At 59.8% G+C, this 26460-nt stretch carries 27 protein-coding genes; 14 read left to right on the top strand and 13 right to left on the bottom strand.

Going from position 1 to position 26460, the window contains the following annotated elements; translation table 11 throughout:
• Positions 1-658 precede the first annotated feature (658 nt).
• Positions 659-1978 (top strand): PAS domain-containing methyl-accepting chemotaxis protein, encoded by a 1320-nt coding sequence (locus D8U82_RS28595; protein WP_130902302.1) that lies wholly within the window; start codon positions 659-661, stop codon positions 1976-1978.
• A gap of 134 nt (positions 1979-2112) precedes the next feature.
• Here the strand turns inward: D8U82_RS28595 and D8U82_RS12835 are convergent, their stop codons facing one another.
• The gene (locus tag D8U82_RS12835; RefSeq protein ID WP_051600532.1) at positions 2113-3537 is read right to left on the bottom strand and encodes an MFS transporter; all 1425 of its coding nucleotides are present in this window, start codon (positions 3535-3537) and stop codon (positions 2113-2115) included.
• A gap of 125 nt (positions 3538-3662) precedes the next feature.
• Entirely contained in the window at positions 3663-4103 is a 441-nt protein-coding gene (locus tag D8U82_RS12830; RefSeq protein WP_130902301.1) for a PACE efflux transporter, read from the bottom strand.
• A 122-nt stretch (positions 4104-4225) separates the two neighbouring features.
• Here D8U82_RS12830 and D8U82_RS12825 point away from each other — a divergent pair, with 122 nt between their 5' ends.
• Positions 4226-5098, top strand: a complete 873-nt coding sequence (locus D8U82_RS12825) for a LysR family transcriptional regulator (RefSeq protein ID WP_122746795.1) — start codon at positions 4226-4228, stop codon at positions 5096-5098.
• 139 nt (positions 5099-5237) lie between these two features.
• Here the strand turns inward: D8U82_RS12825 and D8U82_RS12820 are convergent, their stop codons facing one another.
• On the bottom strand, positions 5238-6269 hold the full coding sequence (locus D8U82_RS12820; protein ID WP_024014046.1) for a LacI family DNA-binding transcriptional regulator: 1032 nt from the start codon (positions 6267-6269) through the stop codon (positions 5238-5240).
• Positions 6270-6485: 216 nt separating this feature from the next.
• Between D8U82_RS12820 and D8U82_RS12815 the strand changes: the two genes are divergently transcribed.
• Together D8U82_RS12815 and D8U82_RS12810 are read left to right on the top strand one after the other, a co-directional pair.
• Positions 6486-7019: a gluconokinase gene (locus D8U82_RS12815; protein ID WP_110602466.1), complete on the top strand. Its 534-nt coding sequence runs from the start codon at positions 6486-6488 to the stop codon at positions 7017-7019.
• An 82-nt stretch (positions 7020-7101) separates the two neighbouring features.
• Complete coding sequence (locus tag D8U82_RS12810; RefSeq protein WP_016773551.1) at positions 7102-8454, top strand: GntP family permease; 1353 nt, start codon at positions 7102-7104, stop codon at positions 8452-8454.
• A gap of 187 nt (positions 8455-8641) precedes the next feature.
• Here D8U82_RS12810 and alaC read toward each other — a convergent pair whose 3' ends face one another.
• A complete protein-coding gene (gene alaC, locus D8U82_RS12805; RefSeq protein WP_016773552.1) occupies positions 8642-9850 on the bottom strand; it encodes an alanine transaminase in 1209 nt (402 codons plus the stop codon).
• 138 nt (positions 9851-9988) lie between these two features.
• Between alaC and D8U82_RS12800 the strand changes: the two genes are divergently transcribed.
• From D8U82_RS12800 to D8U82_RS12790, 3 genes are all read left to right on the top strand, one after another.
• On the top strand, positions 9989-10651 hold the full coding sequence (locus tag D8U82_RS12800) for a LysE family translocator (protein ID WP_130888996.1): 663 nt from the start codon (positions 9989-9991) through the stop codon (positions 10649-10651).
• 69 nt (positions 10652-10720) lie between these two features.
• Complete coding sequence (locus D8U82_RS12795; RefSeq protein ID WP_125926446.1) at positions 10721-11215, top strand: GyrI-like domain-containing protein; 495 nt, start codon at positions 10721-10723, stop codon at positions 11213-11215.
• Between the two features lie 79 nt (positions 11216-11294).
• Complete coding sequence (locus D8U82_RS12790; RefSeq protein WP_016773555.1) at positions 11295-11783, top strand: N-acetyltransferase; 489 nt, start codon at positions 11295-11297, stop codon at positions 11781-11783.
• Positions 11784-11914: 131 nt separating this feature from the next.
• Here the strand turns inward: D8U82_RS12790 and D8U82_RS12785 are convergent, their stop codons facing one another.
• Together D8U82_RS12785 and D8U82_RS12780 are read right to left on the bottom strand one after the other, a co-directional pair.
• Entirely contained in the window at positions 11915-12520 is a 606-nt protein-coding gene (locus D8U82_RS12785) for a pyridoxamine 5'-phosphate oxidase family protein (protein WP_130902300.1), read from the bottom strand.
• 18 nt (positions 12521-12538) lie between these two features.
• Complete coding sequence (locus D8U82_RS12780) at positions 12539-13024, bottom strand: GNAT family N-acetyltransferase (protein WP_024014041.1); 486 nt, start codon at positions 13022-13024, stop codon at positions 12539-12541.
• Between the two features lie 142 nt (positions 13025-13166).
• Between D8U82_RS12780 and D8U82_RS12775 the strand changes: the two genes are divergently transcribed.
• From D8U82_RS12775 to D8U82_RS12765, 3 genes are read left to right on the top strand one after another with little or no spacing between them, the layout of a single operon-like run.
• On the top strand, positions 13167-13592 hold the full coding sequence (locus tag D8U82_RS12775) for a nuclear transport factor 2 family protein (protein ID WP_024014040.1): 426 nt from the start codon (positions 13167-13169) through the stop codon (positions 13590-13592).
• 40 nt (positions 13593-13632) lie between these two features.
• A complete protein-coding gene (locus D8U82_RS12770; protein WP_130888998.1) occupies positions 13633-13977 on the top strand; it encodes a YciI family protein in 345 nt (114 codons plus the stop codon).
• Positions 13970-15205, top strand: a complete 1236-nt coding sequence (locus tag D8U82_RS12765) for an RNA polymerase sigma factor (RefSeq protein ID WP_130888999.1) — start codon at positions 13970-13972, stop codon at positions 15203-15205. Before D8U82_RS12770 ends, D8U82_RS12765 begins: the two co-directional genes overlap by 8 nt.
• Positions 15206-15568: 363 nt before the next feature.
• On the opposite strand, the gene D8U82_RS12760 is transcribed toward D8U82_RS12765, so the two are convergent.
• Positions 15569-16423, bottom strand: a complete 855-nt coding sequence (locus tag D8U82_RS12760; RefSeq protein WP_130889004.1) for a LysR family transcriptional regulator — start codon at positions 16421-16423, stop codon at positions 15569-15571.
• A gap of 89 nt (positions 16424-16512) precedes the next feature.
• On the opposite strand from D8U82_RS12760, the gene D8U82_RS12755 reads away from it, so the two are divergent.
• Positions 16513-16950, top strand: coding sequence for a multidrug/biocide efflux PACE transporter (locus D8U82_RS12755; RefSeq protein WP_130889003.1), 438 nt, complete (start codon positions 16513-16515; stop codon positions 16948-16950).
• A gap of 119 nt (positions 16951-17069) precedes the next feature.
• Here D8U82_RS12755 and D8U82_RS12750 read toward each other — a convergent pair whose 3' ends face one another.
• Positions 17070-17828, bottom strand: a complete 759-nt coding sequence (locus D8U82_RS12750) for an SDR family oxidoreductase (RefSeq protein WP_130889002.1) — start codon at positions 17826-17828, stop codon at positions 17070-17072.
• A gap of 121 nt (positions 17829-17949) precedes the next feature.
• Between D8U82_RS12750 and D8U82_RS12745 the strand changes: the two genes are divergently transcribed.
• On the top strand, positions 17950-18846 hold the full coding sequence (locus tag D8U82_RS12745) for a LysR family transcriptional regulator (protein ID WP_016773563.1): 897 nt from the start codon (positions 17950-17952) through the stop codon (positions 18844-18846).
• A 140-nt stretch (positions 18847-18986) separates the two neighbouring features.
• Here D8U82_RS12745 and D8U82_RS12740 read toward each other — a convergent pair whose 3' ends face one another.
• A complete protein-coding gene (locus tag D8U82_RS12740; RefSeq protein WP_130902299.1) occupies positions 18987-20009 on the bottom strand; it encodes a transporter in 1023 nt (340 codons plus the stop codon).
• A 276-nt stretch (positions 20010-20285) separates the two neighbouring features.
• Between D8U82_RS12740 and D8U82_RS12735 the strand changes: the two genes are divergently transcribed.
• A complete protein-coding gene (locus D8U82_RS12735) occupies positions 20286-21908 on the top strand; it encodes a methyl-accepting chemotaxis protein (protein ID WP_130887353.1) in 1623 nt (540 codons plus the stop codon).
• A gap of 267 nt (positions 21909-22175) precedes the next feature.
• Here the strand turns inward: D8U82_RS12735 and D8U82_RS12730 are convergent, their stop codons facing one another.
• Positions 22176-22481, bottom strand: coding sequence for a PepSY domain-containing protein (locus D8U82_RS12730; protein ID WP_016773566.1), 306 nt, complete (start codon positions 22479-22481; stop codon positions 22176-22178).
• A gap of 156 nt (positions 22482-22637) precedes the next feature.
• The gene (locus D8U82_RS12725; protein WP_076563895.1) at positions 22638-23765 is read right to left on the bottom strand and encodes a glycerophosphodiester phosphodiesterase; all 1128 of its coding nucleotides are present in this window, start codon (positions 23763-23765) and stop codon (positions 22638-22640) included.
• Positions 23766-23985: 220 nt separating this feature from the next.
• Between D8U82_RS12725 and D8U82_RS12720 the strand changes: the two genes are divergently transcribed.
• On the top strand, positions 23986-24312 hold the full coding sequence (locus tag D8U82_RS12720) for a DUF2025 family protein (RefSeq protein ID WP_130887352.1): 327 nt from the start codon (positions 23986-23988) through the stop codon (positions 24310-24312).
• Between the two features lie 108 nt (positions 24313-24420).
• Here D8U82_RS12720 and D8U82_RS12715 read toward each other — a convergent pair whose 3' ends face one another.
• Positions 24421-24921: a DUF1003 domain-containing protein gene (locus D8U82_RS12715; protein WP_241664202.1), complete on the bottom strand. Its 501-nt coding sequence runs from the start codon at positions 24919-24921 to the stop codon at positions 24421-24423.
• Between the two features lie 135 nt (positions 24922-25056).
• The gene (locus D8U82_RS12710; RefSeq protein ID WP_130902298.1) at positions 25057-26376 is read right to left on the bottom strand and encodes a PAS domain-containing methyl-accepting chemotaxis protein; all 1320 of its coding nucleotides are present in this window, start codon (positions 26374-26376) and stop codon (positions 25057-25059) included.
• Positions 26377-26460: the final 84 nt, after the last annotated feature.

Here is a 26460-nt window from a genome sequence, read left to right as displayed (position 1 = left end):
TACCTGAACTCACACCCCTGTGAGTGGAGTACCGATCATGTCCAAAGGTATGGATTCAAAGAAAGCCGCGAAGAAGAAACCGGCCAAGACCGCCATCGAAAAACGCGCAGAGAAGAAAGCCAAGAAGGTCGATATTTTCGGCCATTGATCAAACCATGCGGAAGCCCGGTTCACGGGCTCCCGCCTCGCTGGCGAAAACGTCCGTTTTCACCACACTGTTTCCCGCGCTGAACCGTTTCTTGTGCAAAAAATGCCAGATACTGGCCGACTAGTGGCCTTGCGCCCGGCGTCGGGATGGCTATGCTTTGCAGGTAACTAACCATGTCGACCGTCATGCCAACAGGGCGGCGGTACCAGATTGGTCCGTGATTCATGCTGCCAGAGTGCGCAATCCAAGGCACCGACACTGAACCAACAAGGAGCGTCATCTAAATGGAAGTTCTTCTACGCGTTAGGGCTGGCCCGCTTGCGGGCTATCAAGAAAAGGATGTCTTGATCAGAGCGTCGCTGCAGGGACCCTCCGATTGATCATCATTTATCACCTGACAACTTCCTCCTGTGGAGGAAGGCGTGTGCCTGTTCTGTGGAACGTAGTGATGGATCTTGCAAGACCTGAACTTTCATCAAATCAAAAGAACGCGCGGAAGGTGATACAACCATGTTCAACCTACATCACAAGGCTGACCTGCGGGAAATCGAGCGTTTCAGCTGTGCGCTGACCGAGGCCAACGCGAAAATTGAGGCAATCAGCCGCTCGATGGCGATGATCGAGTTCACCCCGGACGGCATCGTCCTCGACGCCAACGAGAACTTCTGCAAGACCATGGGCTACAGCGCCGAAGAAGTGCGCGGCAAACACCATCGGATCTTCTGTGAAGAAAGCTTCTACCGCAGCGAGGACTACGCGAAGTTGTGGCGTGACCTGGCCCGTGGTGAACCGCTCAGCGGCACTTTTCTGCGCCTGAACAAGAGCGGCCGGGAGATCTGGCTTGAAGCCAGTTACATGCCGGTGTTCGGGCCCGACAAACAGGTCAGAAGTGTGATCAAGGTCGCGGCGGACATCACCGCGCGCATCAACAAAGAACATGAAGAAGAAGCCATGCTGGCGGCGATCGGTCGTTCCATGGCGGTGATCGAGTTCACTCCCGAAGGCAATGTCATCCGCGCCAACGACAACTTTCTGCAGACCATGCAGTACGCGCACCCTGAAATTGTCGGCCAGCACCACAGCGTGTTCTGTCACCGTGCCGAAGCCGAATCCGCGCAATACAAAGCTTTCTGGGCTTCGCTCAATCGCGGCGAATATCACTCGCACCGTTTCGAACGCAAGAACAAGTCCGGCCAGATGGTTTATCTGGAAGCCTCGTATAACCCGCTGTTCGACGCCAAGGGCCGCTTGTACAAAGTGGTCAAGTTCGCCAGCGACATCACCCGGCAGATGACCACCCTGCAAAACGCTGCGGAATCGGCCCACAGCACCTCGGTACAAAACGACGCCTGCGCGCAAAAAGGCTCACAAGTCGTGCAGCAGACCGTGCAGATCATTCAGGACATTTCCCGCGATCTGAACGAAGCGGCGGTGAGCATCGATGCGGTCAGCAAACAGTCGGACATCATCGGCACCATCGTCCAGACCATTCGCGGCATTGCCGACCAGACCAACCTGCTGGCACTCAATGCAGCGATCGAAGCGGCGCGCGCCGGTGAGCATGGACGCGGTTTTGCCGTCGTCGCCGATGAGGTGCGCAGTCTCGCCGCGCGGACCAGTCAGGCCACTCTGGAAATTGTCGACGTGGTGCGCAAGAACCACGACCTGTCGCTGAGCGCGGTATCGAGCATGCAGTCGAGCCTGAGCCGCACCGGGTTGGGCGTGGAGCTGGCGAACGAGGCGGGCGAGGTGATCCTCGAGATTCAGCAGGGCTCGCGGCATGTGGTGGATGCGATCAGTCAGTTCAATGAAACCCTGCAATTGAACTGAGCTGTTCAACGTCACCAATAGCCAATGTGGGAGCGAGCCTGCTCGCGAAAGCGTGGTGTCAGTCAAGCCTATAGCCACTGACACGACGCCTTCGCGAGCAGGCTCGCTCCCACAGTTGAGTCATGTGTTAGCCATCAGCGATGAGCAATATTCTCCAACGCCAGATTACGCGTTCGTGGGCCGAACCAGCCGATGGTCAGCATCACGATCAGCATGCTGCTGACGATAAACGCCAGTACCCCCGGCGTGCCGAAATTATCCAGGAACATGCCGATCAGCAGACTGCTGAACACCGTCGACAAGCGACTGAACGAATAGCAGAACCCGACCGCGCGGGCGCGGATGTTGGTCGGGAACAGTTCGCTCTGGTAGGAGTGATAACTGAAGCTCAGCCAGGCGTTGCAGAAGGTGATCATAACCCCGCAGAAAATCAGCCCGAACGCGCTGCTCTGCAGGGCGAACAGGGTGCCGAAGGTCATCGCGCCGAGGGCCGAGCCGACGATCTGCCATTTGTTTTCGAAGCGGTTGGCGAACTTCACAAACAGCAACGGCCCGAGCGGGTAGGCGAGGGTGATGATGAAGGCGTACATCAAACTGTGGGTGACGCTCACGCCTTGCCCCGAAAGCAGCGCCGGCAACCAGTTGCCGAAACCGAAGAAACCGATCGCCTGAAAGATGTGGAAGACGATCAGCATCAACGCGCGGCGGCGGTACGGCGGCTGCCAGATATCGGCGAAACGGCCTTTGCCTTCGACATCGACGGGCACCGGTTCCGGCGCATCCAGCGCTTTGCCGTAATCCTTGGCGCAGCGCGCTTCGAGATGGTCGAGGATCCGGTTGGCCTCATCAAAGCGACCATGCTGCGCCAGCCAGCGCGGCGATTCCGGCAGACGCTTGCGCAGCCACCAGATAAACAGCGCAAACACCGCGCTGGCCAGCACCACCCAACGCCAGCCGGAAATGCCGAACGGCGCTTGCGGTACCAGCCACCACGACATCAAAGCCACCGCCGGCACCGAGAGGAACTGCACGAAAAACGCAAAGGCGAACGCCGAGCTGCGCATGCGCTTGGGCACCAGTTCCGAGAGGTAAGCGTCGATGGTCACCAGCTCGATACCGAGGCCGATGCCGACCAGAAAACGCATGCCGATGATGCCCAGCGCCGAGGTCTGAATCCCCATCAGCACTGTCGCCACCGTGTACCAGATCAGCGCGAAGGTGAAGATCGCCCGGCGGCCGAAACGATCCGCCAGCGGACTGAGCAGGCTGGCACCGAGGAATAGGCCGAGGAACGTCGCCGAGGCGAACGCCGCCTGATCGGAGAAACCGAACACGCCTTGCTTGCCCGTGGCGAACAAGCCGTCGCGAATCAGCCCAGGACTGATGTAGGCGGTCTGGAACAGATCGTAGAGTTCGAAAAAACCGCCGATCGACAGCAGCGCCACCAGACGCCAGATGGTAGCAACGGCAGGCAGCCGATCAATGCGGGCGGAAATTTCGGCGGCGCGTACCGGGTCGATGCCATCACTGGGCGCGGCGGCGGGAGTGTGAGCAGTCATAAGCTGATCCATTTTTTATTGATGGAAAAGCTTAGCCTGCTATCGGTGTTGGCGGATTGTGATTATCAGCGGTTTAACAGGTTGAACCGCTGATTTCTCGCAATATCTGCTTACGAATTAGCGATTTATGTCGCAGCGGCAGAATCCGGCAGCGCCGAGCTCGGCAAGCCGAAAATGCGGTCGAACAGCCAGTTGAATACGAAGGTGTAGCACGGGATGAAAATGATAAGTGCCAGATCCAGCAGGAACGCCTGCATCAGGCTGATGTTCATCCACCACGCAATCAGCGGAATCAGAAACACGATCAGCGTCAGTTGAAAGCCGACCGCATGGGCGATGCGCCGTTTCACCGTGCGGGTGCGCGAGACCTGGCGACTTTCCCAGCGTTCGAACAGCGAGGTGTAGATGAAATTCCAGGTCACGGCGATGCTGGTGATGATCACCGCCAGCGGCCCGGTGCTGCCCGGCGATGTGCCCGATAACAGTGCCAGACCAAGTGCCGAAAAGGTCATGCCGATCACTTCGTAGAGCGACACGTAGACCAGTTTGCGTTTCACGCCTTGCATGCAGATTTACCTCTTTCTTGCCGAATGTTGGCCAGCAGGGCTGGCGAAGGCGGCGAAAGATAGCTTCAATAGACCTGACAGAAAAAGTCGGTAGCTTTCAGTTTTATTGATAGGTGAGGCATTTGAATTTCAGCAGCGACAGCATCGAATTGTTTCTCGCGGTGATCGAACGCGGCTCGTTTTCCGCTGCGGCGCGGCAGTTGGGCAAGGTGCCCTCCGCGGTGAGCATGGGCATTGCCAATCTTGAAGCGGAACTCGGTTACCCGCTGTTCGACCGCAGTCATCGCGAGCCGCAACCCACGGCGATGGCGCAGTCGTTGGTGCCGCACGCGCGACTGATCGCCGAGCAGCTCAAGCAGCTGCAAGTGCACGCGGTGGAGCTGTCGCTGGGGCTGGAAAGCAGGTTGTCGATCGGCGTGGTTGCGGACGTTGATCGGCGGCGCTTGCTGGCAGCGATCAAGGTGATTGCCGAGCGGCATCCGTTGCTCGACATCGAAGTGCTGACTGCGCCGCAGGATGATGTGCTGGCGATGTTGCACAGTGGCCGGGTCAGCGTGTGCCTGGCGTTCGCCGGTTTGAGCGTGAATGCGCTGGAGCGGTTTCAGTTTGTCGGCAGCGAACGCATGATCGCCACGCTGGCGGCGGACAGCCCGTTGTTGCAGGGGCGTGATGTGTTTCTCGAAGATCTGGTGCAGGTGCGGCAGATCATCGTCGCCAGCCGTGACTTGCCGATCAGCGAAACGCGGCCGTTGGTGGCCGAATCCTACTGGCGTACGGACAATCTTGAGACGGCAATGGAAATGGTCGAAGCGGGGTTGGGCTGGGGTAATTTTCCGCTGTCGGTGGTGCAGCCGTGGCTGGACACGGGACGTTTGAAAAGGCTGAATTTTCGCAACATCGAAAATGGCCTGGTGCTGCCGGTGCACGCGGTGTGGCTCAAGAGCCAGCCATTGCAGAAGGGCGCGCAGGCTTTAGTGGACCTGCTCAGCCATTGAATTTGATAGAGATCCCCTGTGGGAGCGAGCCTGCTCGCGAAGGCGTCGTGTCAGCTGCATCAATGCTGACTGACCCACCGCTTTCGCGAGCAGGCTCGCTCCCACACGGGTTGTGTTTCAACTCAGCATTTGTGAAGGGTCAGGTACTCTCGCGCACCTTCAGCTCAAATCCCATGTCCTCCACAGGTCGCGCTACTTTGTTACCCGCCATCAACGTGAGCATCTGCTCCGCCGCGCGCCGGCCGATCGCCTCGCGTGGGGTATTGATGCTGCTCAGGCGCGGGACCATGTGCTCGGACATCGGCAAATCGTTGAAACCGAGGATCGCCACCTGCTCGGGAATCTTGATGCCGTTACGCAAGGCTTCAAGCAGCGCACCTTGGGCCAGGTCATCGTTGCCGAAGAAAATCGCATCAACATCCGGATGCGCCGCCAGCAATTGCAGGAACAACTCGCCACCCAAGCCCACCGACGAAGCACGCGGTGTCAGCACTTCCAGATCCGGGTCGTAACGGCCCGCCTTCTGCAACGCCTTGCGGAAGCCTTCACCGCGCAACAACGTGCGCTGATCCAGCTGCGCACCAATGTAGGCCAAGCGCTTGCGTCCGCGAGACAGAAGGTGTTCGGCGGCAGTTTCCCCGGCGCTCAACTGCGAGAAACCCACGCAATTGACTCCGGCAGCACTGTCGAGCTCCATCATGTACACGCAAGGAATGTTGCTGGCCTCGATCATCCGCCGCGAACTTTCCGTGCGATCAAACCCGGTCAGCAAAAAGCCGCGCGGCTGATAAGCCATGTAGTTGCGCAGCAGGTTTTCTTCTTCATCGCGCGAGTAGTGGAAGTTGCCGATCAGCACTTCGAAGCCCTTGGGCGTCAGCACCCGATGAATGGCTTCCAGGGTGTCGATGAACAGCAGGTTGGACAGCGACGGCACGAGTACCACTACCGAATGGCTCTGCGCCGAGGCCAGTGCGCGGGCGGCGGGGTTGACCACGTAGTTGAGTTCGAGCGCGGCTTTCTGCACTTTTTCCACCAGTTCGGTGGCTACCGTGCTCACCCCGCGCAAGGCGCGCGAGGCAGTGATCGGGCTGACGCCGGCCAGGCGGGCTACTTCGTTGAGGGTCGGACGGCCGGTGGTGCGGGTATTTTTATCGTTCTTGGGGGAGGTCATCGGGCGGCTTGCCAAACAAAAATCAAGGCACTAAGGTAGCGCTGTCCTGATGCAGCTGCAAATGCGTGAGCGCGGTCCTGCCTGATCAGTGCTCTTTGGCGTCAGGAACAAACCTGCTGCAACCCAAAAAAACGACAAGAAGGCGTCGGCAACTTCTGCCTGTGCACTAGAGTCATAGCTAGCAAAGGTAGCGCTGTCTGCGCGCTGAGGTGTTATATGAGTCATCCCATCACCGCCCTGGTCATCATGGGCGTTGCCGGTTGCGGCAAGACGTGCGTCAGCCAGGCCCTGTGCCAATTGAGCGGCGCCACTGCCATTGAAGGCGATACTTTTCATCCGGCCGCGAACATCGAAAAGATGAGCGCGGGGATCCCCCTGAACGACGAAGACCGCGCCGGCTGGCTCGACAGCCTGTGCGATGAACTGCGTCGCGTCGATGCCCAAGGCCAACGCCCGGTGTTGACCTGCTCCGCCCTTAAACACAGCTATCGCGAACGTCTGCGCAGTGCCTTGCCGGGCCTGGGTTTCGTGTTTCTTGAATTGACTCCGGAAGTCGCCGCCGAGCGTGTATCGCACCGCCCGGGCCACTTCATGCCGGCAACGTTGATCGAAAGCCAGTTCGCCACCCTCGAATCGCCCGAGGGCGAGCCGCTGACTCTGCCGCTCAATGCCTCGATTCACAGCGTCGAAGAGCTGGCCCTGCAGGCTCACGTCTGGTGGCAGGCCAACGGTCTGAAACAGGCGGTATGAGTATGTTGAAAAAGACAGCGCTGTCCTCCCGACTTCTGTTCAACCCGCTTTAATAACAACAACAATCCAGGAGACACCCCCCATGTTTGGCATGTCCCACGAGACGTTCCTGCTGCTCGATGCGGTGGTCACGGTAATCGGCCTGATTATCCTGATCACCAAATTCAAGATTCACCCGTTCATAGCCCTGACCATCGCCGCCGCATTTCTTGGCCTGACTTCCGGCATGCCGATCAACACCATCATCAAGGCGTTCCAGGACGGCTTCGGTGGCGTGCTCGGTTTCGTCGGCATCATCCTCGCCCTGGGCACCATGCTCGGCAAAATGATGGCCGAATCCGGCGGCGCCGATCAGATCGCCCAGACCCTGATCCGCGCCTTCGGCAAGGACAAAGTCCAGTGGGCGATGATGTTCGCCGCGTTCCTGGTGGGCATTCCGCTGTTCTTCGAAATCGGCTTCGTGCTGCTGATTCCGCTGGTGTTTATCGTTGCCCGTCGCACTGGCGTATCGATCATCAAAATCGGTATCCCGCTGCTCGCCGGCCTCTCTGCGGTGCACGGTCTGGTACCGCCGCACCCGGGTCCGCTGCTGGCCATCGGCGTATTCGGCGCTGACATCGGCAAGACCATTCTCTACGGTCTGATCGTCGCGCTGCCGACCGCCATCATTGCCGGTCCGATCTTCGGTACTTTCATCGCCAAGCACATCCCGGGTCACCCGAATCAGGAGCTGGTCGATCAACTGGCCCGTGAAAACGATTCGGCCAACCTGCCAAGCTTCAGCATTACTCTGGTCACCGTGCTGCTGCCGGTGTTCCTGATGCTGCTGAAAACCTTCGCTGACGTGGCGCTGCCGGACGGCAACTTCTTCCGCATCTGGATGGACATGATCGGCCACCCGATCTCCGCACTGCTGCTGGCGTTGCTGTTGTCGCTGTACACCTTCGGCTACAAGCAGGGCATCGGTTCCAACCAGATGCTCAAGTGGCTCGACGCAAGCCTGGCGCCTACCGCTGCGATCATTCTGATCATCGGTGCCGGCGGTGGCTTCAAGCAGATGCTGGTGACCAGCGGCGTGGGTGACGTGATCGGCCACATGGCGGTCAGCGCGCAGATCTCGCCGATCCTGCTGGCCTGGCTGGTGGCGGCGGTGATCCGTATTGCAACCGGTTCGGCCACTGTGGCGACCATCACTGGCGCTGGCATTGTGGTGCCGGTTGTCGGCATGATTCCGGGCGTCAACCGTGAGCTGCTGGTGCTGGCCACCGGCGCCGGTTCGCTGATTCTGTCCCACGTCAACGACGCCGGTTTCTGGCTGGTCAAGCAGTACTTCAACATGACCGTGGCCGAAACCTTCAAGACCTGGACCGCGATGGAGACCATTCTGTCGGTAGTCGGCCTGGGCTTTATCCTGCTGTTGTCGCTGTTCGTTTAAGCGGCAGTTTGCAGGCACAAAAAAACCGCAGTGATGCGGTTTTTTTGTGGGCGTGGACTTCCTGCTTGATCGTTCCCACGCTCCGCGTGGGAAATGTAGCCCGGGACGCTCCGCGTCCCTAAGCGGACGCAGAGCGTCCTTTGAGGCATTCCCACGCGGAGCGTGGGAACGATCAGAGGCGTGTCAGTTATTTGGTAACCAAGCCATCCGCGCGGAACATCCCGCGAATCCCGCGCACGGCCTGACGAATGCGGTCCTGATTTTCGATCAGGGCGAAGCGCACGTGATCATCGCCGTACTCACCAAAGCCAACCCCGGGCGAGACGCAGACCTTGGCCTCGGCCAGCAGTTTCTTGGCAAACTCCAGCGAACCCAGATGTGCATACGCCTGGGGAATCTTCGCCCAGACGTACATCGAAGCCTTCGGATTCTCGACCATCCAGCCCAGCTCATGCAGGCCTTTGACCAGCACGTTACGACGCTGACGATACTGCTCGGCGATGTCGCGCACGCACTGTTGATCGCCTTCCAGCGCGGCAATCGCCGCCACTTGCAGCGGGGTGAAAGTGCCGTAGTCGTGGTAGCTCTTGATCCGCGCCAGGGCGCTGACCAATTCCGGGTTGCCGACCATGAAACCGATGCGCCAGCCGGCCATGTTGTAGCTCTTGGACAGGGTAAAAAACTCCACCGCAATGTCCTTGGCCCCCGGCACCTGCATGATCGACGGCGCTTTCCAGCCGTCGTAGACGATGTCGGCATAAGCCAGGTCGTGGATGACCAACACGTCGTATTGCTTGGCGAGGGCGATCACCCGCTCGAAGAAATCCAGCTCCACGCACTGCGCGGTCGGGTTCGACGGGAAGCCGAGGATCATCATTTTTGGCTTGGGGATCGAACCGCGAATGGCGCGCTCCAGCTCATCGAAGAAATCCACCCCCGGCACCAGCGGCACCGAACGCACCTGAGCGCCGGCAATCACTGCGCCGTAAATGTGGATCGGATAGCTCGGGTTCGGCACCAGCACCGTGTCGCCCTGGTCCAGTGTCGCGAGCATCAAATGCGCCAGGCCTTCCTTGGAACCGATGGTGACAATGGCTTCGCTTTCCGGGTCGATATCGACTTCGTAGCGCTGCTTGTACCAGTTGGAAATCGCTCGGCGCAGGCGCGGAATGCCTTTGGACGTCGAGTAACCGTGGGTGTCCTCACGTTGGGCGACCTGCACCAGTTTTTCGACAATGTGCGGCGGCGTGGCGCCGTCGGGATTGCCCATGCTCAGGTCGATGATGTCTTCACCACGGCGGCGAGCGGCCATTTTCAGCTCGGCGGTGATGTTGAACACGTAAGGGGGGAGTCGATCTATGCGCGCAAAGCGGCGCGGCGAACCTTGTTCGGCCATTGTTGCCTCGGATAACGTAAGCGCCCGGAACCGTCCGAGCGACGCTGGTCACTGCGGTGACCTGTGGCGGAAGATAAGGGCAGTGATGGCATACTGTCCAGCGCGGTTGTAAACATTTTTTTCAAGGAAAATCGGTCAATGGAATTCACCAGCGGCTTCTTGCTGAGCCTTTCGCTGTGCCTGGATATCGGCGTAGCCAACATCGCGATGATCACCCTGGCCATGCAGCGCGGCTACTTTCAGGGCTTCGCCCTGGGCCTGGGCACCTGCGTCGGCGACCTGATTTATGCGGTGCTGGCCTTGGCCGGCATGACCGTTTTGCTGCAATACGAAACCGTGCGCTGGGTGCTATGGATTGGCGGTTCGGCGCTGCTGATCTATTTCGCGGCGAAGATGATTTACTCGGCGATTCACCATGAAGCGCTGCTGGCGGAAACGGCGGAGGTGGGGCAGAGCTCCCATCGCAAGGAATTCTTCCGGGGCATTTTTCTCGCCATGTCGTCGCCCAGTGCGATTCTCTGGTTCGCTGCTGTTGGCGGCACGTTGATCGCCCGATCCGGTGGCGGCGGTCCGTTGAGTTCGGCGCTGTTTTTGGGCGGCTTTCTCTGCGCCGGGCTGCTGTGGTCGGCCGGTCTGTGCTTCGCCGCAAGCCACGGCGGCAAGCTGCTGGGCGACAAGCTTCTGCGCTACTCCTATCTGGCATCGGCGGCGATCTTCTGCTATTTCGCGGTGTACGTGATTGTTTCTGGTTACAACGAGTTTGTCGGCTCGGGCGCCGTCGAGCAGTTGCATTCGCTGTAAACGTGCGAAACGGGTCGAGCTTTCTATACTCCCAGCCGAATCCACTTTTGCGTTCTGAGGAGTCGCGTCATGGATGAACAACAACGCGTCGAGATAACCGAGCCTCGCTTCGAACACGGGCAATTTCTACTGATTGCCGGTTTCGGCGGGCGATTCACCCAGGAGACCACCGAAGACATTCCCGCGTTGTGGGAAAAGCTGATCCCGCACTTGGGAAAAATCCCCGCGCAAGTCAACGAAGTAACCTACGGCGTTTGCTGCAATGCGGACGGTGAGGGCGGTTTCGAATACATCGCCGGGGTGCAGATCGACAAGCTTGACGACCTGCCGGAAAAGTACCGCTGGGTTGAAATCCAGCCGCAGAAATATGCGGTGTTTGAGCACAAAGGGTCACTGACGCAGCTCCCTGACACCTTCCAGTACATCTGGAACACTTGGCTGCCGCAGTCCGGCCACGAAGCGGCGGACGCGCCGGAGTTCGAGCGCTACAGCGAGGATTACAACCCGAAACTCAATACCGGCACCCTGGAAATCTGGCTGCCGATCAAGGCCAGAGCGGCGTAACAATCGAGGCGGAGCATGTCCGCCTCGGTGGTTGTGCTTTATGCTGGCGGGCCTTGTTTCCACAGATTTTTGAGCTGCCATGAACACCGTGATCCGCAACGTCAGCGCCGCCGACCTCGACCGCTGCTACGCCATCGAAACCGTCGCCTACGAAGGCGACGAAGCCGCCACCCGTGAAAAGATCGCCACGCGCATCGCCACCTGGCCGGACGGCTTCATCGTCGCCGAGGTGGACGGCGTGGTGGCCGGTTTCATCAATTCCGGCGCGGCGTTCGACGTGCAGATGTCCGACGAGGCGTTCAAGGAACTGATCGGCCACGACCCGAAAGGCCCGAACGTGGTGATCATGTCGGTGGTGGTGCACCCGGATTACCAAGGGCAGGGCCTGGCCAAGCGCCTGCTCGGCGAATTCATCGAGCGCATGCGTGCGATGGACAAAGCGACGATTCACCTGATGTGCAAAGAGCAGCACATTGCGCTGTATGCCGGCTTTGGCTTTGCCTACATCAAACCGTCCGAGTCCGACCACGGCGGCATGGCATGGCACGAGATGATCCTGACCCTCTGAACTTCAATCAAAACTGTGGGAGCGAGCCTGCTCGCGAAAGCGGTATTTCAGCGAAGCAAGTGTCGACTGACACGACGCCTTCGCGAGCAGGCTCGCTCCCACAGGGTTTTGAGGTGTCTGTAGTTGCGCGGTTAGTAAAGGCTTTCACGCACCCGTTTCGGCGCTTCCCGATCGTAGGTGTCGGCGTCGAACTGGCCGTCATTCAGGCGCTTGTGAAATGCGCCAGCAGATGGCAAGGCCGAGCGCGGCAGGTGCGTTTCGGGATTCCACGCCTCCGAGCGGAGAAAGGCTTTCGAGCAGTGAAAAAACGCCGCGTCCACCGTCACCAGCAAGACAGTTTTCGCCGGTTTGCCATTCACCGCGAAACTCTCCAGCAACGCCGGTTCATCGCTGATCAGGGCCGTGCCATTGACCCGCAATGTTTCGCCGATCCCGGGAATGATGAACAGCAGCGACACCCGCGAATCGTGCAGCACATTGCGCAAGGTATCGATGCGGTTGTTGCCCGGGCGATCCGGCAGGGCCAACGTGTTTTGATCAATGATCCGAACAAACCCCGGCGCATCACCGCGCGGCGAGTTATCGAGGCCATCGGTCCCCACCGAGCTGACGATCACTAGCGGCGACAGGCGCACCATCGCCTGATAATCCTCGTTGAGAAAGCCGATCTGCTTGCGCACGGCGCGTTCGTGGGGCCGGCCGTAAATGGCTTCCAATGCTTCTATCGAATCGATCATCGTTTATCCCTCTACGATTTAAAAAAACAGCCCCATCCGCCGCTCGTACCCAATCCGGCCCTTGTACGCTTCGCCGCTGTCGACATAGCCATGCCTGGCATACAGCGCAATCGCCGCCTCGTTATCAGCGTCCACCGACAATTCCAGCCCCTTGATCTCCGGCCACGCCTCGCGGGCGACAGCGGGCAGCGCTTGCAGGCACGCCTTGCCGTAACCCTTGCCCTGCGCGCGCCGATCGACCTGCAGAGCATGCAATGTGGCGCTGTGTTCGTCGGCCCAGTCGGGCAATACCGGCGGGCGCTTGAGCAGCAGAAACGCTACCGGTACGTCGTCCGCCAGCAGGGCAAAACCCTTTACGCCAGGGCCGGGCTTCGACAGCAGGGTGTGCAAGGCACCGTGGATGTCGCCGGAGAATTTGATCTGCTCGGGGTGAATTTCAATCGACTCGACTTGCTCGCGCTGCAAAGGGCTGAGGCTGTCGTAAGGCACGAGTTGGGCTGACACGGGAATTTCCTTTTTCCTACAAGGATTGAAGCTCGGATTCTAGCGACATTGTTGTCGGCGAAATTTTTTTGTTTGCCCTGTCGATCTACGCAAAGGGCAAACGACTAAGGACGTCTTCACAACAAAAACCACGGAGAACACCATGAGCGCACAAAGCGAAATCCAGACCCTTATCAACACCTACCGCGAAGCAGTAATGGCCAAGGACGTCGAAAAAGTCATGGCCCTGTACGCCGACGACATCGTCTCGTTCGATGCGATCAAGGCCCTGCAATTCAAAGGCAAAGCGGCGTACCGCGCGCATTGGGTCGAGTGCATGGAAATGTGCCCCGGTCCGCACATCTTCGAGTTCCACGAAATCGCCATCGAAAGCGCCGACAACATCGCTTTCGCCCACTGGGTGGCCAATTGCGGCGGCACCAACGACAAGGGCGAAACCCAGAGTTGCTGGATGCGCGTGACCGCCTGTTATCGGCAGGTCGGCGGGGCGTGGAAGATTGCCCATGAGCACTGGTCGGCACCGTTCGATCCGATGAGCGGCGCGACGCTGTTCGATGTAACCCCCTGATCTTCAGCCATAGTTGATCCGTTCGAATCAGGAGATCGCCATGAAATACCTATGCCTGGTCTACAGCGATGAACGCCTGCTGCACACCTCGCCGGGCAGCCCGGAAGACGCCGAATGCTGGGCCTACGCCGAGTCGATTCAGGGCAGCGGGCGGATGATCGCCGCCGAAGCGCTGGAGTCGGTAGAAACCGCCACCACCGTACGGATGCGTAATGGCAAGTTGTCGATCACCGACGGGCCTTTCGCTGAAACCAAGGAGCAACTGGCCGGTTTTTACCTGATCGATGCCAAGGATCTCAACGAAGCGATTCAGGTCGCCGGCAACATTCCGGCAGCGCGGGTCGGCAGCGTTGAAGTGCGCCCCGTGCGGCAGTTGAATGTCTGACGTCAGGGCGCGGGTCGAGCAGGTCTACCGCGAGGATTCGCGGCGGATTCTGGCCACGCTGATCCGCCTGCTCGGTGATTTCGACCTCGCCGAAGAAGCCTTGCATGAGGCGTTCTTCGTCGCAGTCGAGCGCTGGCAACGCGACGGCGTGCCAGACAACCCGCGCACCTGGCTGGTCTCCACCGGACGTTTCAAAGCCATCGATGTGCTGCGCCGGCGCGCGCGGTTCAAGGCGTCGCAACCGCTGCTGCTGGCGCAACTCGATGAGCTGGAGCAGGCTGACTGGAGTGGCGAAGACGTGGAAGACGATCGCTTGCGGCTGATCTTCACCTGCTGCCACCCGGCACTGGCGGCGGATGCGCAGGTGCCGCTGACCTTGCGCGAAGTCTGCGACCTCACCACCGAGGAAATCGCCCGCGCTTTTCTCTCGGCGCCGGCGGCGATTGCCCAGCGCATCGTCCGCGCCAAAGCCAAGATCCGCGACGCGAAAATCCCCTATCAAGTACCCACGCTGAACGAATTACCCGAGCGCCTCGACAGCGTATTGCGTGTGATTTATCTGGTGTTCAACGAAGGCTATTCGGCCTCGGTCGGTGCCGAGCTGACCCGCGAGGATCTGACGCGCGAAGCGATTCGGCTGGGGCGCTTGTTGATGGAGTTGCTGCCTGAGCCGGAAGTCATGGGTCTGCTGGCGCTGATGCTGCTGCATGAATCACGCCGGCCGGCACGAACCTCGCCGAGCGGTGAACTGGTATTGCTCGACGATCAGGATCGCTCGTTGTGGGATGCCCGGTTGATGGCTGAGGGTTGCACGCTGGTCGAGCGCGCGCTGAGTACGCGACGCTTTGGGCCATACTGCCTGCAAGCGGCGATTGCAGCGGTGCATGCGGAAGCGCCGTCGGCGGCGCAAACGGACTGGCAGCAGATTGTCGGTCTGTATGACGTGCTGCTGCGCGCGGTGCCGTCGCCGGTGATCGAGTTGAACCGGGCGGTGGCGGTGGCCAAACGTGATGGGACGTTGGCCGGGTTGTTGTTGGTTGAAGGGATTTTGACTCGGGGCGAGTTGCAGGATTACCACTTGGCGCATTCGGCGCGGGCGGAGTTTTGCCGGCAGTTGGGCCGGGTGGAGCAGGCGCGGGCCGCGTATCAGCGGGCGCTGGAGCTGACGCGGCAGGAGCCGGAGCGGCGGTTTATTCGAGCACGTATCATGGCGCTCGAAATGCTCTGACCTTGGCGCTCTGGCTAGTGTGGGCAGCCTGTGGATTGCCCTCACCCTAACCCTCTCCCAAAGGGAGAGGGGACTGATCGGGGGATATTGGAGGGATTCACCGACTTGAACGAATTGTCTTGAATCCATAATCGATAAGGTTTTTCAGGTCGATGCATAACGCCAGACACCTCGGTCGGCCCCCTCTCCCAAAGGGAGAGGGGACTGATTGGGGGATATTGGAGGGATTCACCGACTTGAACGAATTGTCTTGAATCCATAATCGATAAGGTTTTTCAGGTCGATGCATAACGCCAGACACTTCGGTCGGCCCCCTCTCCCTCCGGGAGAGGGCTGGGGTGAGGGGCTTTTGATTTCAAGCGCTTATTCGAGCATCTTGCTGAGCAACCAGCTCCCTGCCGGCCCCGGGGGATACAAGCGCGACCACAAGGCGTCGACAAACACCGGTTTCGGCCAACCGCGCACGTCGAGCTCTATCAGCAAATCATTGGCATAACGCTGCACCAGCCACCTCGGCAGCGGTGCCCAGCCAAAGCCTTTTTCCGCCATTTCCAGCAGCATCAGGTAACTCGGCGCCGACCACACCCGGCCTTTGCCGCGACTGTCGTAGGGATTGACGATGGTCGCCAGCCGCAATTCGCGATGTTGCTCGAGGATCTGCTGATCCACATGCTCAAGCTTCGCCAATGGGTGCTCGCGGCTGACGAACAGGGCTATCTCCGTGCGCTCGGCCACAGTGGAGGTCACAAGATCCGGCGGGTAGTTGTCCTGCATTTCCGCGAAGGCCAGATGCGCCCGGCCGCGCTGGACCAGTTCGATCAGGTCTTCGCATTCGGCAATCAGGCATTCCAGCTCAAGCTCCGGATAACGCTGCTCGAAATCCACCAGCGCCGCCTCGAAACGATACGACTGGTAGGTATCGGAAATCGCCACCGTCAGCTTCGGTTCCACACCTTGCGCCAATTGCCGCGCGCTCATCTCCAGACGACTGGTGGCGGCCAGAATCGCCTCGGCTTTTTGCAGCATCACGTGGCCGGCGGGGGTGAGCGTGGGCTTGCGGCTGCTGCGGTCGAATAGCTGCAAATCCAGATCAATCTCGAGACTGGCGACCGCGGCGCTGATGGTCGACTGACAGCGGCCCAACTTGCGCGCTGCCGCCGAGAACGAGCCTTGCGTCGCTGCCTGGACAAACGCCAGCAGCACTTCCTGCGAAGCCATGAACTATCGCCTTGATCGATGGTTATTGGTTATGAAGTATCGGTATTAAGTTTGATCATGGCAACCATCGTCAAACAAGGAGTCAGGCCATGACTGCCCACAAGTCCATCACCGAACGTGTTTTCCAGGCAGTTGGTTTCGAGTTTCTCGCGATCCTGATCTGCACGCCGCTGCTCGCCTGGATCATGCAAAAGCCGCTGCTCGACATGGGCGCGGTGACCGTGTTGATCGCGCTGTTGGCGCTGGCGTGGAACGTGGTGTTCAACCGTTTTTTCGACCGTGCATTGGCGCGGATGAATCTGCCGCACAACGCCTGGGTCCGTGTAGTTCATGCATTGCTGTTCGAAGGTGGATTGATCGTGATGGGCGTGCCGCTGATTGCCTGGTGGCTGTCGGTCAGCCTGTGGCAGGCGTTGTTGCTCGACATCGGCGTGCTGCTGTTCTTCCTGCCGTACACCTATGTCTACCACTGGGGTTATGACGTACTGCGCGAGCGCTTCATGGCCCGCCGCACATATGAAAGCTGAGGTAGCCCTGTGGCGAGGGGATTTATCCCCGTTGGGCTGCGTAGCAGACCCGATTTTGGGGCCGCTCCGCAGCCCAGCGGGGATAAATCCCCTCGCCACAAACGGTCTGTTGGTTGAGGTCAGAGAAACATGCCGCCAGACGCCTCGACCCGCTGACCGTTGATCCACTGTCCACCCTCCGACAGCAGCAGCGCCAGTGCACCGCCAATATCATCCGGCAGCCCTACACGACCCAGCGCAGTGTTGCTGGCAACCATCGCGTTGACCGCGCTGTTGTCGCGCACCGTGCCACCGCCAAAATCGGTTTCAATCGCACCCGGCGCCAGGATATTCACGCCAATCTGCCGCGCCCCAAGCTCTTTCGCCTGATAACGCGTCAGCACTTCCATAGCACCTTTCATTGCCGCGTAAGCGCCGTAACCCGGCAGGCTGAAGCGGGTCAGGCCGCTGGAAATATTGACGATGCGCCCACCGTCATTGATCAGCGGCAGCAATTGCTGAGTCAGGAAAAACGGCCCTTTCAACTGCACATTCATCAGCAGATCGAACTGCTCCGGAGTGGTTTCGCTGAACAGCGCATGCACGCCGACCCCGGCGTTGTTGATCAGGAAATCGAAGCGCTGACGCTCAAAGGTTTGCCCCAATACCTGTTCAACCTGCGCGGCAAACGCGGCGAAGTTTTCGCTGTGGCCGACGTCCAGTTGCAGCATCGCCGCTTTCGCGCCGAGTGCCTGCAATTCAGTGACCAGCGCCTGGGCCTCGTCGGCGCGGCTGTTGTAGGTGCCGATGATGTCGATGCCTTGCGCGGCGAGGTGCAGAGCGGCGCTGCGGCCGAGGCCACGACTGGCGCCAGTGATCAGTGCGATTTTGCGGTTCATGCTGACTTCCTCGATTGCGTTGAGTGGGGATGGAAGAAGTTTATTTATCCGCCCTGAGGTGATAAACACGGCAAAAGCGGAATCACTGATCGGCTCAGCCGAACAATCACCGGGGCTTGTCATGAACAAACTGGAACTGCTGCGCACCTTCGTCCGGGTCAGCGAACTGTCGAGTTTCACTCTCGCCGGGGAAAGCCTCGGCCTGCCGCGCTCCACAGTGTCCGAACAGGTGCAGGCACTCGAAGCCTTGCTCGGCACGCGGCTGTTGCAGCGCACCACGCGCAAGGTGCAGGCCACTCAGGATGGACTGGTGCTGTATGAGCGCAGTAAGGACTTGCTCTCGCACATGGATGAAATCGAAGGGCTGTTCCGTCAGGACGAGGCTTCGCTGACCGGGCGCATCCGCGTCGATATGCCGAACATCCTCGCGCGACGCTTGATCATGCCGCGCCTGCCGGAATTCATGGATCGCCACCCGAATCTGCAGATGGAAATCAGCAGCACCGACCGCCGCGTCGATCTGCTCAGCGAGGGTTTCGACTGCGTGTTGCGCATCGGCGCGCAGCCGGATCAGTCGGTGGTCGCCCGGCATCTCGGCGACTTCCCGATGGTCAATTGCGCCAGCCCGGCTTACCTGCAACGTTACGGCGTGCCGCAGACCATCGAGGATCTGGCGCAGCATCGGCTGGTGCATTACGTCGGCGTACTGGGCTCGCGTTCGGAAGGGTTTGTGTATGAGGAGGGTGGCGAAGTGCGACGGGTGGCGATGGCGGGCAGTGTCACGGTCAACAGCACCGACGCCTATGAAGCGGCGTGCCTGGGCGGCTTCGGCCTGACGCAGGTACCGCGCACCGGCATGCAGCCGCATCTGGAAAATGGCGAACTGGTGACCGTACTGCCGCAACACACCGCACCGCCGATGGCGATTTCGTTGTTGTACGCGCGGCAACGGCATTTGCCGCTGCGGGTGCGGGTGTTTATGGATTGGCTCGGCGATGTTGTTCGTTCAACGCTTTGACTGCTCACCTTGGCCCGAACTGTGGGAGCGAGCCTGCTCGCGAAAGCGCCATGTCATTCAACATTGATTTATCTGACACACCGACTTCGCGAGCAGGCTCGCTCCCACAGAGAGGACTGTCTTGTGTGTGGGATTTGCGCTCAGTAATCGCCACGCTTGCGAAACGCCCAGCGCCCGGCAATCACGGTGAACGTCGCCACCAGCGCAACCAGTACCCAAAATCCGTGCGGATCCTGGGACAGCGGCACACCGCCGACATTCATCCCGAAAAAACCGGCAATGATGTTGATCGGCAAGGCCAGCACTGTCACCACCGTCAGGGTGAACAGCGTGCGGTTGCTCTGTTCGTTGAGGTTGGCGGCGATTTCTTCCTGCAGCAATTTGATGCGTTCGCCGAGGGCGGTGAGGTCGTTGATGATCAGCGCAAACTCCTCGGTGGATTTGCGCAACTCCTTGACGTCCTCCTTCTGCAACCACGGCGGCGGACGATTGAGCAGGCGCAGCAACGAACCCGGCTCCAGCGCCAACAGCCGTTGCAGACGCACCAGCACGCGACGGTTGGCGCCAAGTTCGGCGCGGTTGGTCGACAGGCGCGAGGAGAGCAGTTCGTCTTCGACCTGATCGACACTCAGGCTGGTCTTGCGCACGATCTGCGTCAGCACTTCGCCCTGATCGCGCAGCAAATGCACGAGCAGTTCCGAGGGCGAGCGAAAGCACTCGCCGGCCTTCACCGACGAACGCAATTTATCTACCGAATGCAGCGGTTGCAGGCGCGCGCTGACGATCAGTTTGCTGCGCACGCAGACCCACAGCGTCGACACGTCGGAGGAGACCATGCTGCTGAGGTTGAACACCACATCGTTGACCACCGCCAGCAGCGCCGAATCGACATGCTCGATACGTGTCGAACGCGAACCTTCGTGCAACGCCTCGAAAAATTCGTCGGGCAATTGCAGATGACTTTTCATCCAGCGCTCGCACGCGGCGTGGGCCAGGTTCAGGTGCAGCCAGAGAAATTCTTCGCTGTCGCCTTCGTCCTGCAAGCAGCGCAAAGCCGTCGCCGAATCGATCTCGCGCCCGCGCTCCCCGGGCAGGAAGCGAAAGCCGTAGAGCAAGCCAAACAGGTCCGGGGCGCGATGGCTGATATCGAGGCTGTGGTTCATGGCGGCTCGCTGCGAGGAGGGTGTCTGGTGGGGGATTTTCAGGTTCACCTGAGCGGCATCATCGCAAGCCAACATGACCGTTTTGTGACAGCAAAGTGACTGCAAATCAACGCGTTACCGACTGTCGGAAGATTCTCAAGAAGCGCTCTGGCGCGCCGATCTCGGTTGAGTTAGGTTGCGCGCCATTGGCTTTCGGTCATGGTGTGTCGACAGGGAAGTCCGGCCATTTTTCACGTCCGCTCGGGCGTGCCTCATCCCTGCTTCGAGTACCTTGCAATGCTGCAAAAATCCCTGAGAACGCAAATTCTCGCCCTGCTGAGCGGCAGTCTGCTGGCGATATTGTTGATCGCGCTGGCCTGCTTTCATTTCCTCTCCAACGGCGTGCAAAGCTATAGCCAGTTGATCGCCGGCCCGTTGCACACGTCGCAACTGATCGATGAAGCCAACCTGCAATTCAAAGTGCAGGTGCAGGAATGGAAAAACGTCCTGCTGCGCGGCAAGCAACCGGCGGACCTGGCGAAATACTGGAGCCAGTTCGAAGAGCGTCAGCGCGACGTGCAGAATATTCTCGGCGAACTGGCCGGCCAGAAAGGCATCGAGGCAACTCTCAAATCCCGCATCGAACGATTGCGCGAGGAGCATCGCCAGTTGGGCGCGGCCTACCAGAAAGGCCGCGATGCCTACGTCGCTGCCGGTGGTGATCCGAGCGCCGGCGACGCAGCGGTCAAAGGCGTCGACCGCGCCACCAGCGAGCAGATGAGCGCACTGGTCGCCGAGCTGCGCGAGCAGGGCACCGCGCAATCGGCGTTGATCAGCGCCAGCGCTGAGCGCACCGTGTGGCTGGGGCTGCTGGTGATGCTCGCGTCGGGCTTGTTGATCGGTCTGCTGAGCCTGTGGCTGGTCAGCCGCAACCTGATCGAGCCGATCCGCAACCTCATCGATTACGTCACCCGCTTGAGCCGTGGCCAGTTGGCCGTACGTGTTGTCAGCGAGCGTCGCGATGAACTGGGCAACCTCGCCGCCGCAGCGAACACTCTGCGCGATTTTCTGGCGGACACCTTCACTCGCTTGCAACGCAGCGCCGGTGATCTGGACAGCGCCAGCGGCGAGTTGAACGCCATTGCCACGACCATGGCCGGCGGCACCAGCGAGCAATTCAACCGCACTGATCAAGTGGCCACGGCGATGAATGAAATGTCCGCCACCGCCCAGGAAGTCGCCCGTCATGCCGCCGATGCCGCGCGCGCTGCGGACGATGCCGATCACTCGGCGCAGCAGGGTGAAAAGGTCATGCAGACCACCATTCACTCAATCACGCAGATGCGCGGCGAAATCGCCAACACCGCCACGGTGATCCGTCGCCTGGAAACCGACAGCGGTCGTATCGGCAAGGTGCTGGAAGTGATTCGTGGCATCGCCGAACAGACCAACCTGCTGGCGCTCAACGCAGCCATCGAAGCGGCGCGTGCGGGTGAGGCCGGGCGTGGTTTTGCCGTCGTCGCCGATGAAGTGCGCAACCTCGCCCAGCGCACGGCGGAGTCGATCATCGAGATCAACCAGATCATTCAGAACGTGCAGACCGGCGCTGTCGATGCCGCGCAGGCTATCGAGAGCGGCCAGGCGCGCAGTGATGAAAGCGTCGAACAGGTGACCCAGGCCGGCGCGATGCTGGAGCGCATCACCTTGGCGGTGGAGGCGATTCGCGACATGAACCGGCAGATCGCCACGGCGGCAGAAGAGCAGACTTCAGTGGCCGAGGATATCTCGCGCAACCTGACTGAAATCACTGCGATTGCCAGCACCAACCTCGACAACGTGCAGCGCACTGAAAGTGCCAGTCAGAACCTGCATGGGTTGTCGGGGCAGTTGAATGAGGTGACGGCGCGGTTGAGTGCTTGATTTTGGGTGGCGGTTTGTCAGCCCCTCACCCTAACCCTCTCCCGGAGGGAGAGGGGACTGGCCGCAGGGAATGTGTGAATTGCACCGAACTTGCAATACCGAGTCGAACTCGGGTTTGAGCGGCCCGCAAATCGGCTCCCTCTCCTGGGGGAGAGGGCTGGGGTGAGGGGGATCGATTTCACAGACCACACAAAGTTTGCGCGCCAATCCGCAGCCACAAAAAAGCCGCACGATCGTTAAATCGTGCGGCTCTTTAACAGCGGTCTATCAAGTGTCTTGCTTGTCGCTCAGCACTTTACCGGTGGTGGCATCAAAGTCCACGTCGAACTCTTTGCCGTCAGCAGTTTTAAGTTCAACTTCATACTCGTAACCATTGAAGTGGTTATCCAGGTCGGTGTCGGTAATCGTTGCGCCCGGGTGCAGTTTCAGTGCTTCGGCGTTCATCGATTCCAGCGACTTGATCTTGCCGTCCTTGACCAGTTGCGGGATCTGGTCGATGCGAACATCAGCCTGAGCCAGGCCAGCGGTGAGGGTCAGGGCAGCGGCGGTAAACAGGGCAGTCAAAGTTTTCATCGGTTCATTCCTTGGCAGTGCGTTGAAGTGGTTGATCTGTGTAAGTGGGTTCAGATTAACCAGCGCAACTTAACTCACCCTTAAATCTCTGCTTCGCGATAAAACTGCTCTTTGTCGGAGCGAGCCTGCTCGCGAAGCAGGCGACTCGATAACAACTTAGAAACCGTTCTTCTTCAGAACCTCATCAACACTGCCAACAGCCGGACGCTTGTAAAACTTCAACAGTTCACTGGCGCGGTTGGTAAAGATGCCGTCGACACCCGCTGCCATGACTTTCTCGTAGTCCACCGCCTCGTCGACCGTATAAACATGCACCAGCATGCCCTGATCGTGGGTGTACTGGTTCATCCACGGTTGCACCAGGTCGGAGTAACTCTGATCACCACCCTGGGTCAGCTTCGCCGAAGGGCCAGTGCCGATCGCGCCCTGGGCCTTGGCGTAGTCGACCCATTGCTTGAATTCCGCCTCTGACTTGGGTTCCTGCTTGCCGTAGAAAACGTTTTTGTCTTTCTCGCCGGACGCGGCAAACGTCACGGCGGATTTAGGCTCGATGCTGCCTTCGCCGACCCACAACAGCAGGATCTTCGGCACTTGCGGCATTTCCTTTTCCAGCAATTGCAGGCTGTTCTTATCGAAGGTCTGCAGGATCACCTTGCCTTTGCCCTGACCGACGCCGAGCGCACTTTTCGCCAGTTTCGAACCGGCCGGACTGAGCCAGCCGCGATCCTGCAGTTTTTCCTTGAGGTCATGTTCGATGCCGGGAAACAGCTGCGGCTCTTTGGTTTCGATGTACAGGCCCGGCTTGTGCTGCGGGTTGGCGCGGGCGATGTCGATGATTTCATCGAGGGTAAGAATCTTCAGCCCGGCGTACGAGGGGCGTGCGCGGTCAGGATATTTGCTGTTGAACCAGCTGCCGGCATCGAGGGTTTTCAGTTCGGCCATGGTGAACGCGGTGGCCGGGCTGTCCTTGCGCTCGGGGAATTTGCTGGCGACGTCGGTGGTGCGTTGCAGGTTGTCGTCGTGCAGGGCGAAGAGCACGCCGTCCTTGCTGCGCTGCAAATCCATTTCCAGGTAATCGGCGCCGAGGTCACGGGCCAGTTTGTAGGCCGCAGCGGTGGACTCCGGGGCATCGAACGACGCGCCACGGTGGGCGATCACCGCCGGATGCGGAATGCCATGGGCGGCAGCGATTGCCTTGGGCTCCGGGTGGCTGGCGGCATGCGCCTGACCGAGGCCGAACAACAGACTCAGCACCAGAGCGCTTCGGGTAAAAGTGGCAGGCATGGTCGAGTTCCTTTCGCAGGTTTTTTTCGAGACGTACCTTTTAACAATTGACGCGCCGCAGGGCTATCGCCAGACCCACATAAACCGAGCAAAACGGAAATTTCCTGCACTTTTGTGGCGCTGTTTGCAGTACGCTTGCCCTCGGCTGACGCCCCGGCAGAGGGCGCGCCGCTACATTGCCCTGCGTGTAAACCATCGATCATCTTTCGTGAGGTTTACCATGCGCATCACCTCCCAACTCATCTGCCAGGCCGCCGACGATCTCAAAGGCTTCGTCGGCCTCAACCGCAAAACCGGCCAGTACATCGTGCGCTTCAGCGAAGATTCATTCGGCATGGACGTGGCCGACGACGGCATCATCCCGGCCAGTGAATTCGTCTGGGCGAAGGCGTCGGACACCACCATGACCCTCAAGCGCGAATTGATTCAGCTGCTGCTCGATCAACACATCGACGACCGGATCAACATCACCGAGCCGTTGCGGGTTTACATGAGCAAGGTTGAAGTGCCGGAGATTGTTGCGGTGCGGAGTCTGGTGCGCGGTTGAGGTATTGCAGTGTGGTTGCGGGCCTCTTCGCGAGCAGGCTCGCTCCCACAGGGATTTCGTGAATGCCTCTGATCCAATGTGGGAGCGAGCTTGCTCGCGAAGGCGGCCTTAGCTCTGGCACACGTGAGCGTGCAACTCGCTGGTCAGTCCTTCGATGCGCTCGGTGAGGGTTTTTGTCATTTCGGTAAGGCGGGTGTTTTGTTCCAGTAACGCCAGCAATTGCGCGGAATTCTTCGCCGCGTCAGCCTGACGTTCGGTATTGGCCAATGCCAGCGCTTCGCGGTGCTGCGCATCGGCGTCGGCCTGCGCTTTGTCGCGCGCGGCCTGACGGGTTTGCGCGAGCAGGATCAATGGCGCGGCGTAGGCCGCCTGCAGGCTGAAGGCCAGGTTCAGCAGGATGAACGGGTAGACGTCGAATTGAGTCACGCCCCATACGTTGAGGCCGATCCATACCGCCACGATCAAGGTTTGCGCTCCCAGGAACAGCGGCGTGCCGAAGAACCGCGCAAAGGCTTCGGCGCGCAGGGCGAAGGCATCGTTGCCGAAGGTCGTATTCAGGTGGGCGTGGGGGCGGTGGAAGCGCAGGTGATCGATGGGGGCGTTGGACATTCCGGGTTTTTCGTTATTCATGGGGCACTCGGCGGGGCTTGGGACGTGTCGTCACTATAGCGCTGCGTTGTGGCGGCCGACCTTCGCGGACTGCCCACGAAGGTCGCGACTCGTTCTATCGACCCTGCACAAGCCTCAATTCGACACCCGCTCATTGGCAAACATGCTCACCGCATCCACCGCCTCACTGGCGCCATCGCGAATCTGCAGAATCACCGTGCCGGCCTGATTGGCCAGTTCCACGCCTTCTGCGGCGCGGTCGCGGGTGCCTTGCATGCTCTTGATCGCCTGCCGTGTTTCGCTCTGGATCAGACTGATCATGGTGGAGATCTCGGCGGTGGAGCCGCTGGTGCGCGCCGCCAGCTGCCGTACTTCATCGGCCACCACGGCAAAGCCGCGGCCCTGTTCACCGGCGCGCGCGGCTTCGATGGCGGCGTTGAGGGCGAGCAGGTTGGTCTGATCGGCGATCGCGCGGATGGTGTTGACGATGGCGGTGATCTGCTCGGAGCGGTCGCCCAGTTGTGCGATCAGCGTTGAGGACTGGCTGATGTCCTCGGCGATTTCGCGCATTTCGCTGGCAGCCTGTTGAATCACTTGCGTACCTTGCTCGGCGACTTTTCGTGTCGCTACCGAGATGTGATAAGCGGCGCTGGCACTGCGCGCGTCCTGCTCGTGTTGCTCAACACGGGCGGTAACGTCAGACGCGAACTTCACGACTTTGTACAAACGCCCCGAAGCGTCGTAGACCGGGTTGTAGTTGGCCTCCAGCCAGACGATCTGACCGCGTTTATCCACGCGCTCGAACTGCCCGTGGAAGAACTCGCCCTGATTCAGGCGCCGCCAGAAATCCTGATAGGCGCCGCTGTTGACCAGCGCCGGGGTGCAGAACAGGCGGTGATGCTGGCCCTTGAGCTCTGCGAGGCTGTAACCCATGCGCGAGAGAAAATTCTGGTTGGCGGTAAGAATGTTGCCGTCGAGATCGAACTCGATCACCGCCATCGCGCGATCGATCGCCTGCAGCTTGGCGTTGGCCTCGTTCTCCTGCTGCACCTTGGCGGTGACATCCATCGCGTACTTGACCACTTTGATCACCCGTCCCGACGCATCCTTGATCGGGTTGTAACTGGCCTCGAGCCAGATCGGCTGGCCTTTGCTGTTGACCCGTTCAAAGGTGCCGGACTGGAACTGACCGTTTTTCAGGCGTGACCACAGCTCGGTGTATTGGACACTGCGCCCGAATTCCGGCGTGCAGAAATGCCGGTGCGGCTGGCCGATCGCCTGGGCAGCCGTGTAACCCATGGTCTTGAGGAAATTGTCATTGGCACGCAACACCACGCCATCAAGATCGAACTCGATCACCGCCATCGAACGGTTGATCGCTTCGAGCATCGCAGCTTGGTCAAAAACGGTGTGTTGCAATTCAGCGAGGGCGGCTTTCTGGCGATTGAAAAACATGCTTGCGATACTCGGGAAGTGGGGAAAATCAAAAGGATTCAGTCCCTATTCCTGCGCCGGCAGACCGAAATGCACGGACGGCAT

Origin of the sequence: Pseudomonas sp. Sample_23, from assembly GCF_004307595.1 — a bacterium.
GTDB classification, from domain to species: Bacteria; Pseudomonadota; Gammaproteobacteria; order Pseudomonadales; family Pseudomonadaceae; genus Aquipseudomonas; species Aquipseudomonas atacamensis.
This window is presented reverse-complemented; position numbering and strand designations above follow the sequence as displayed.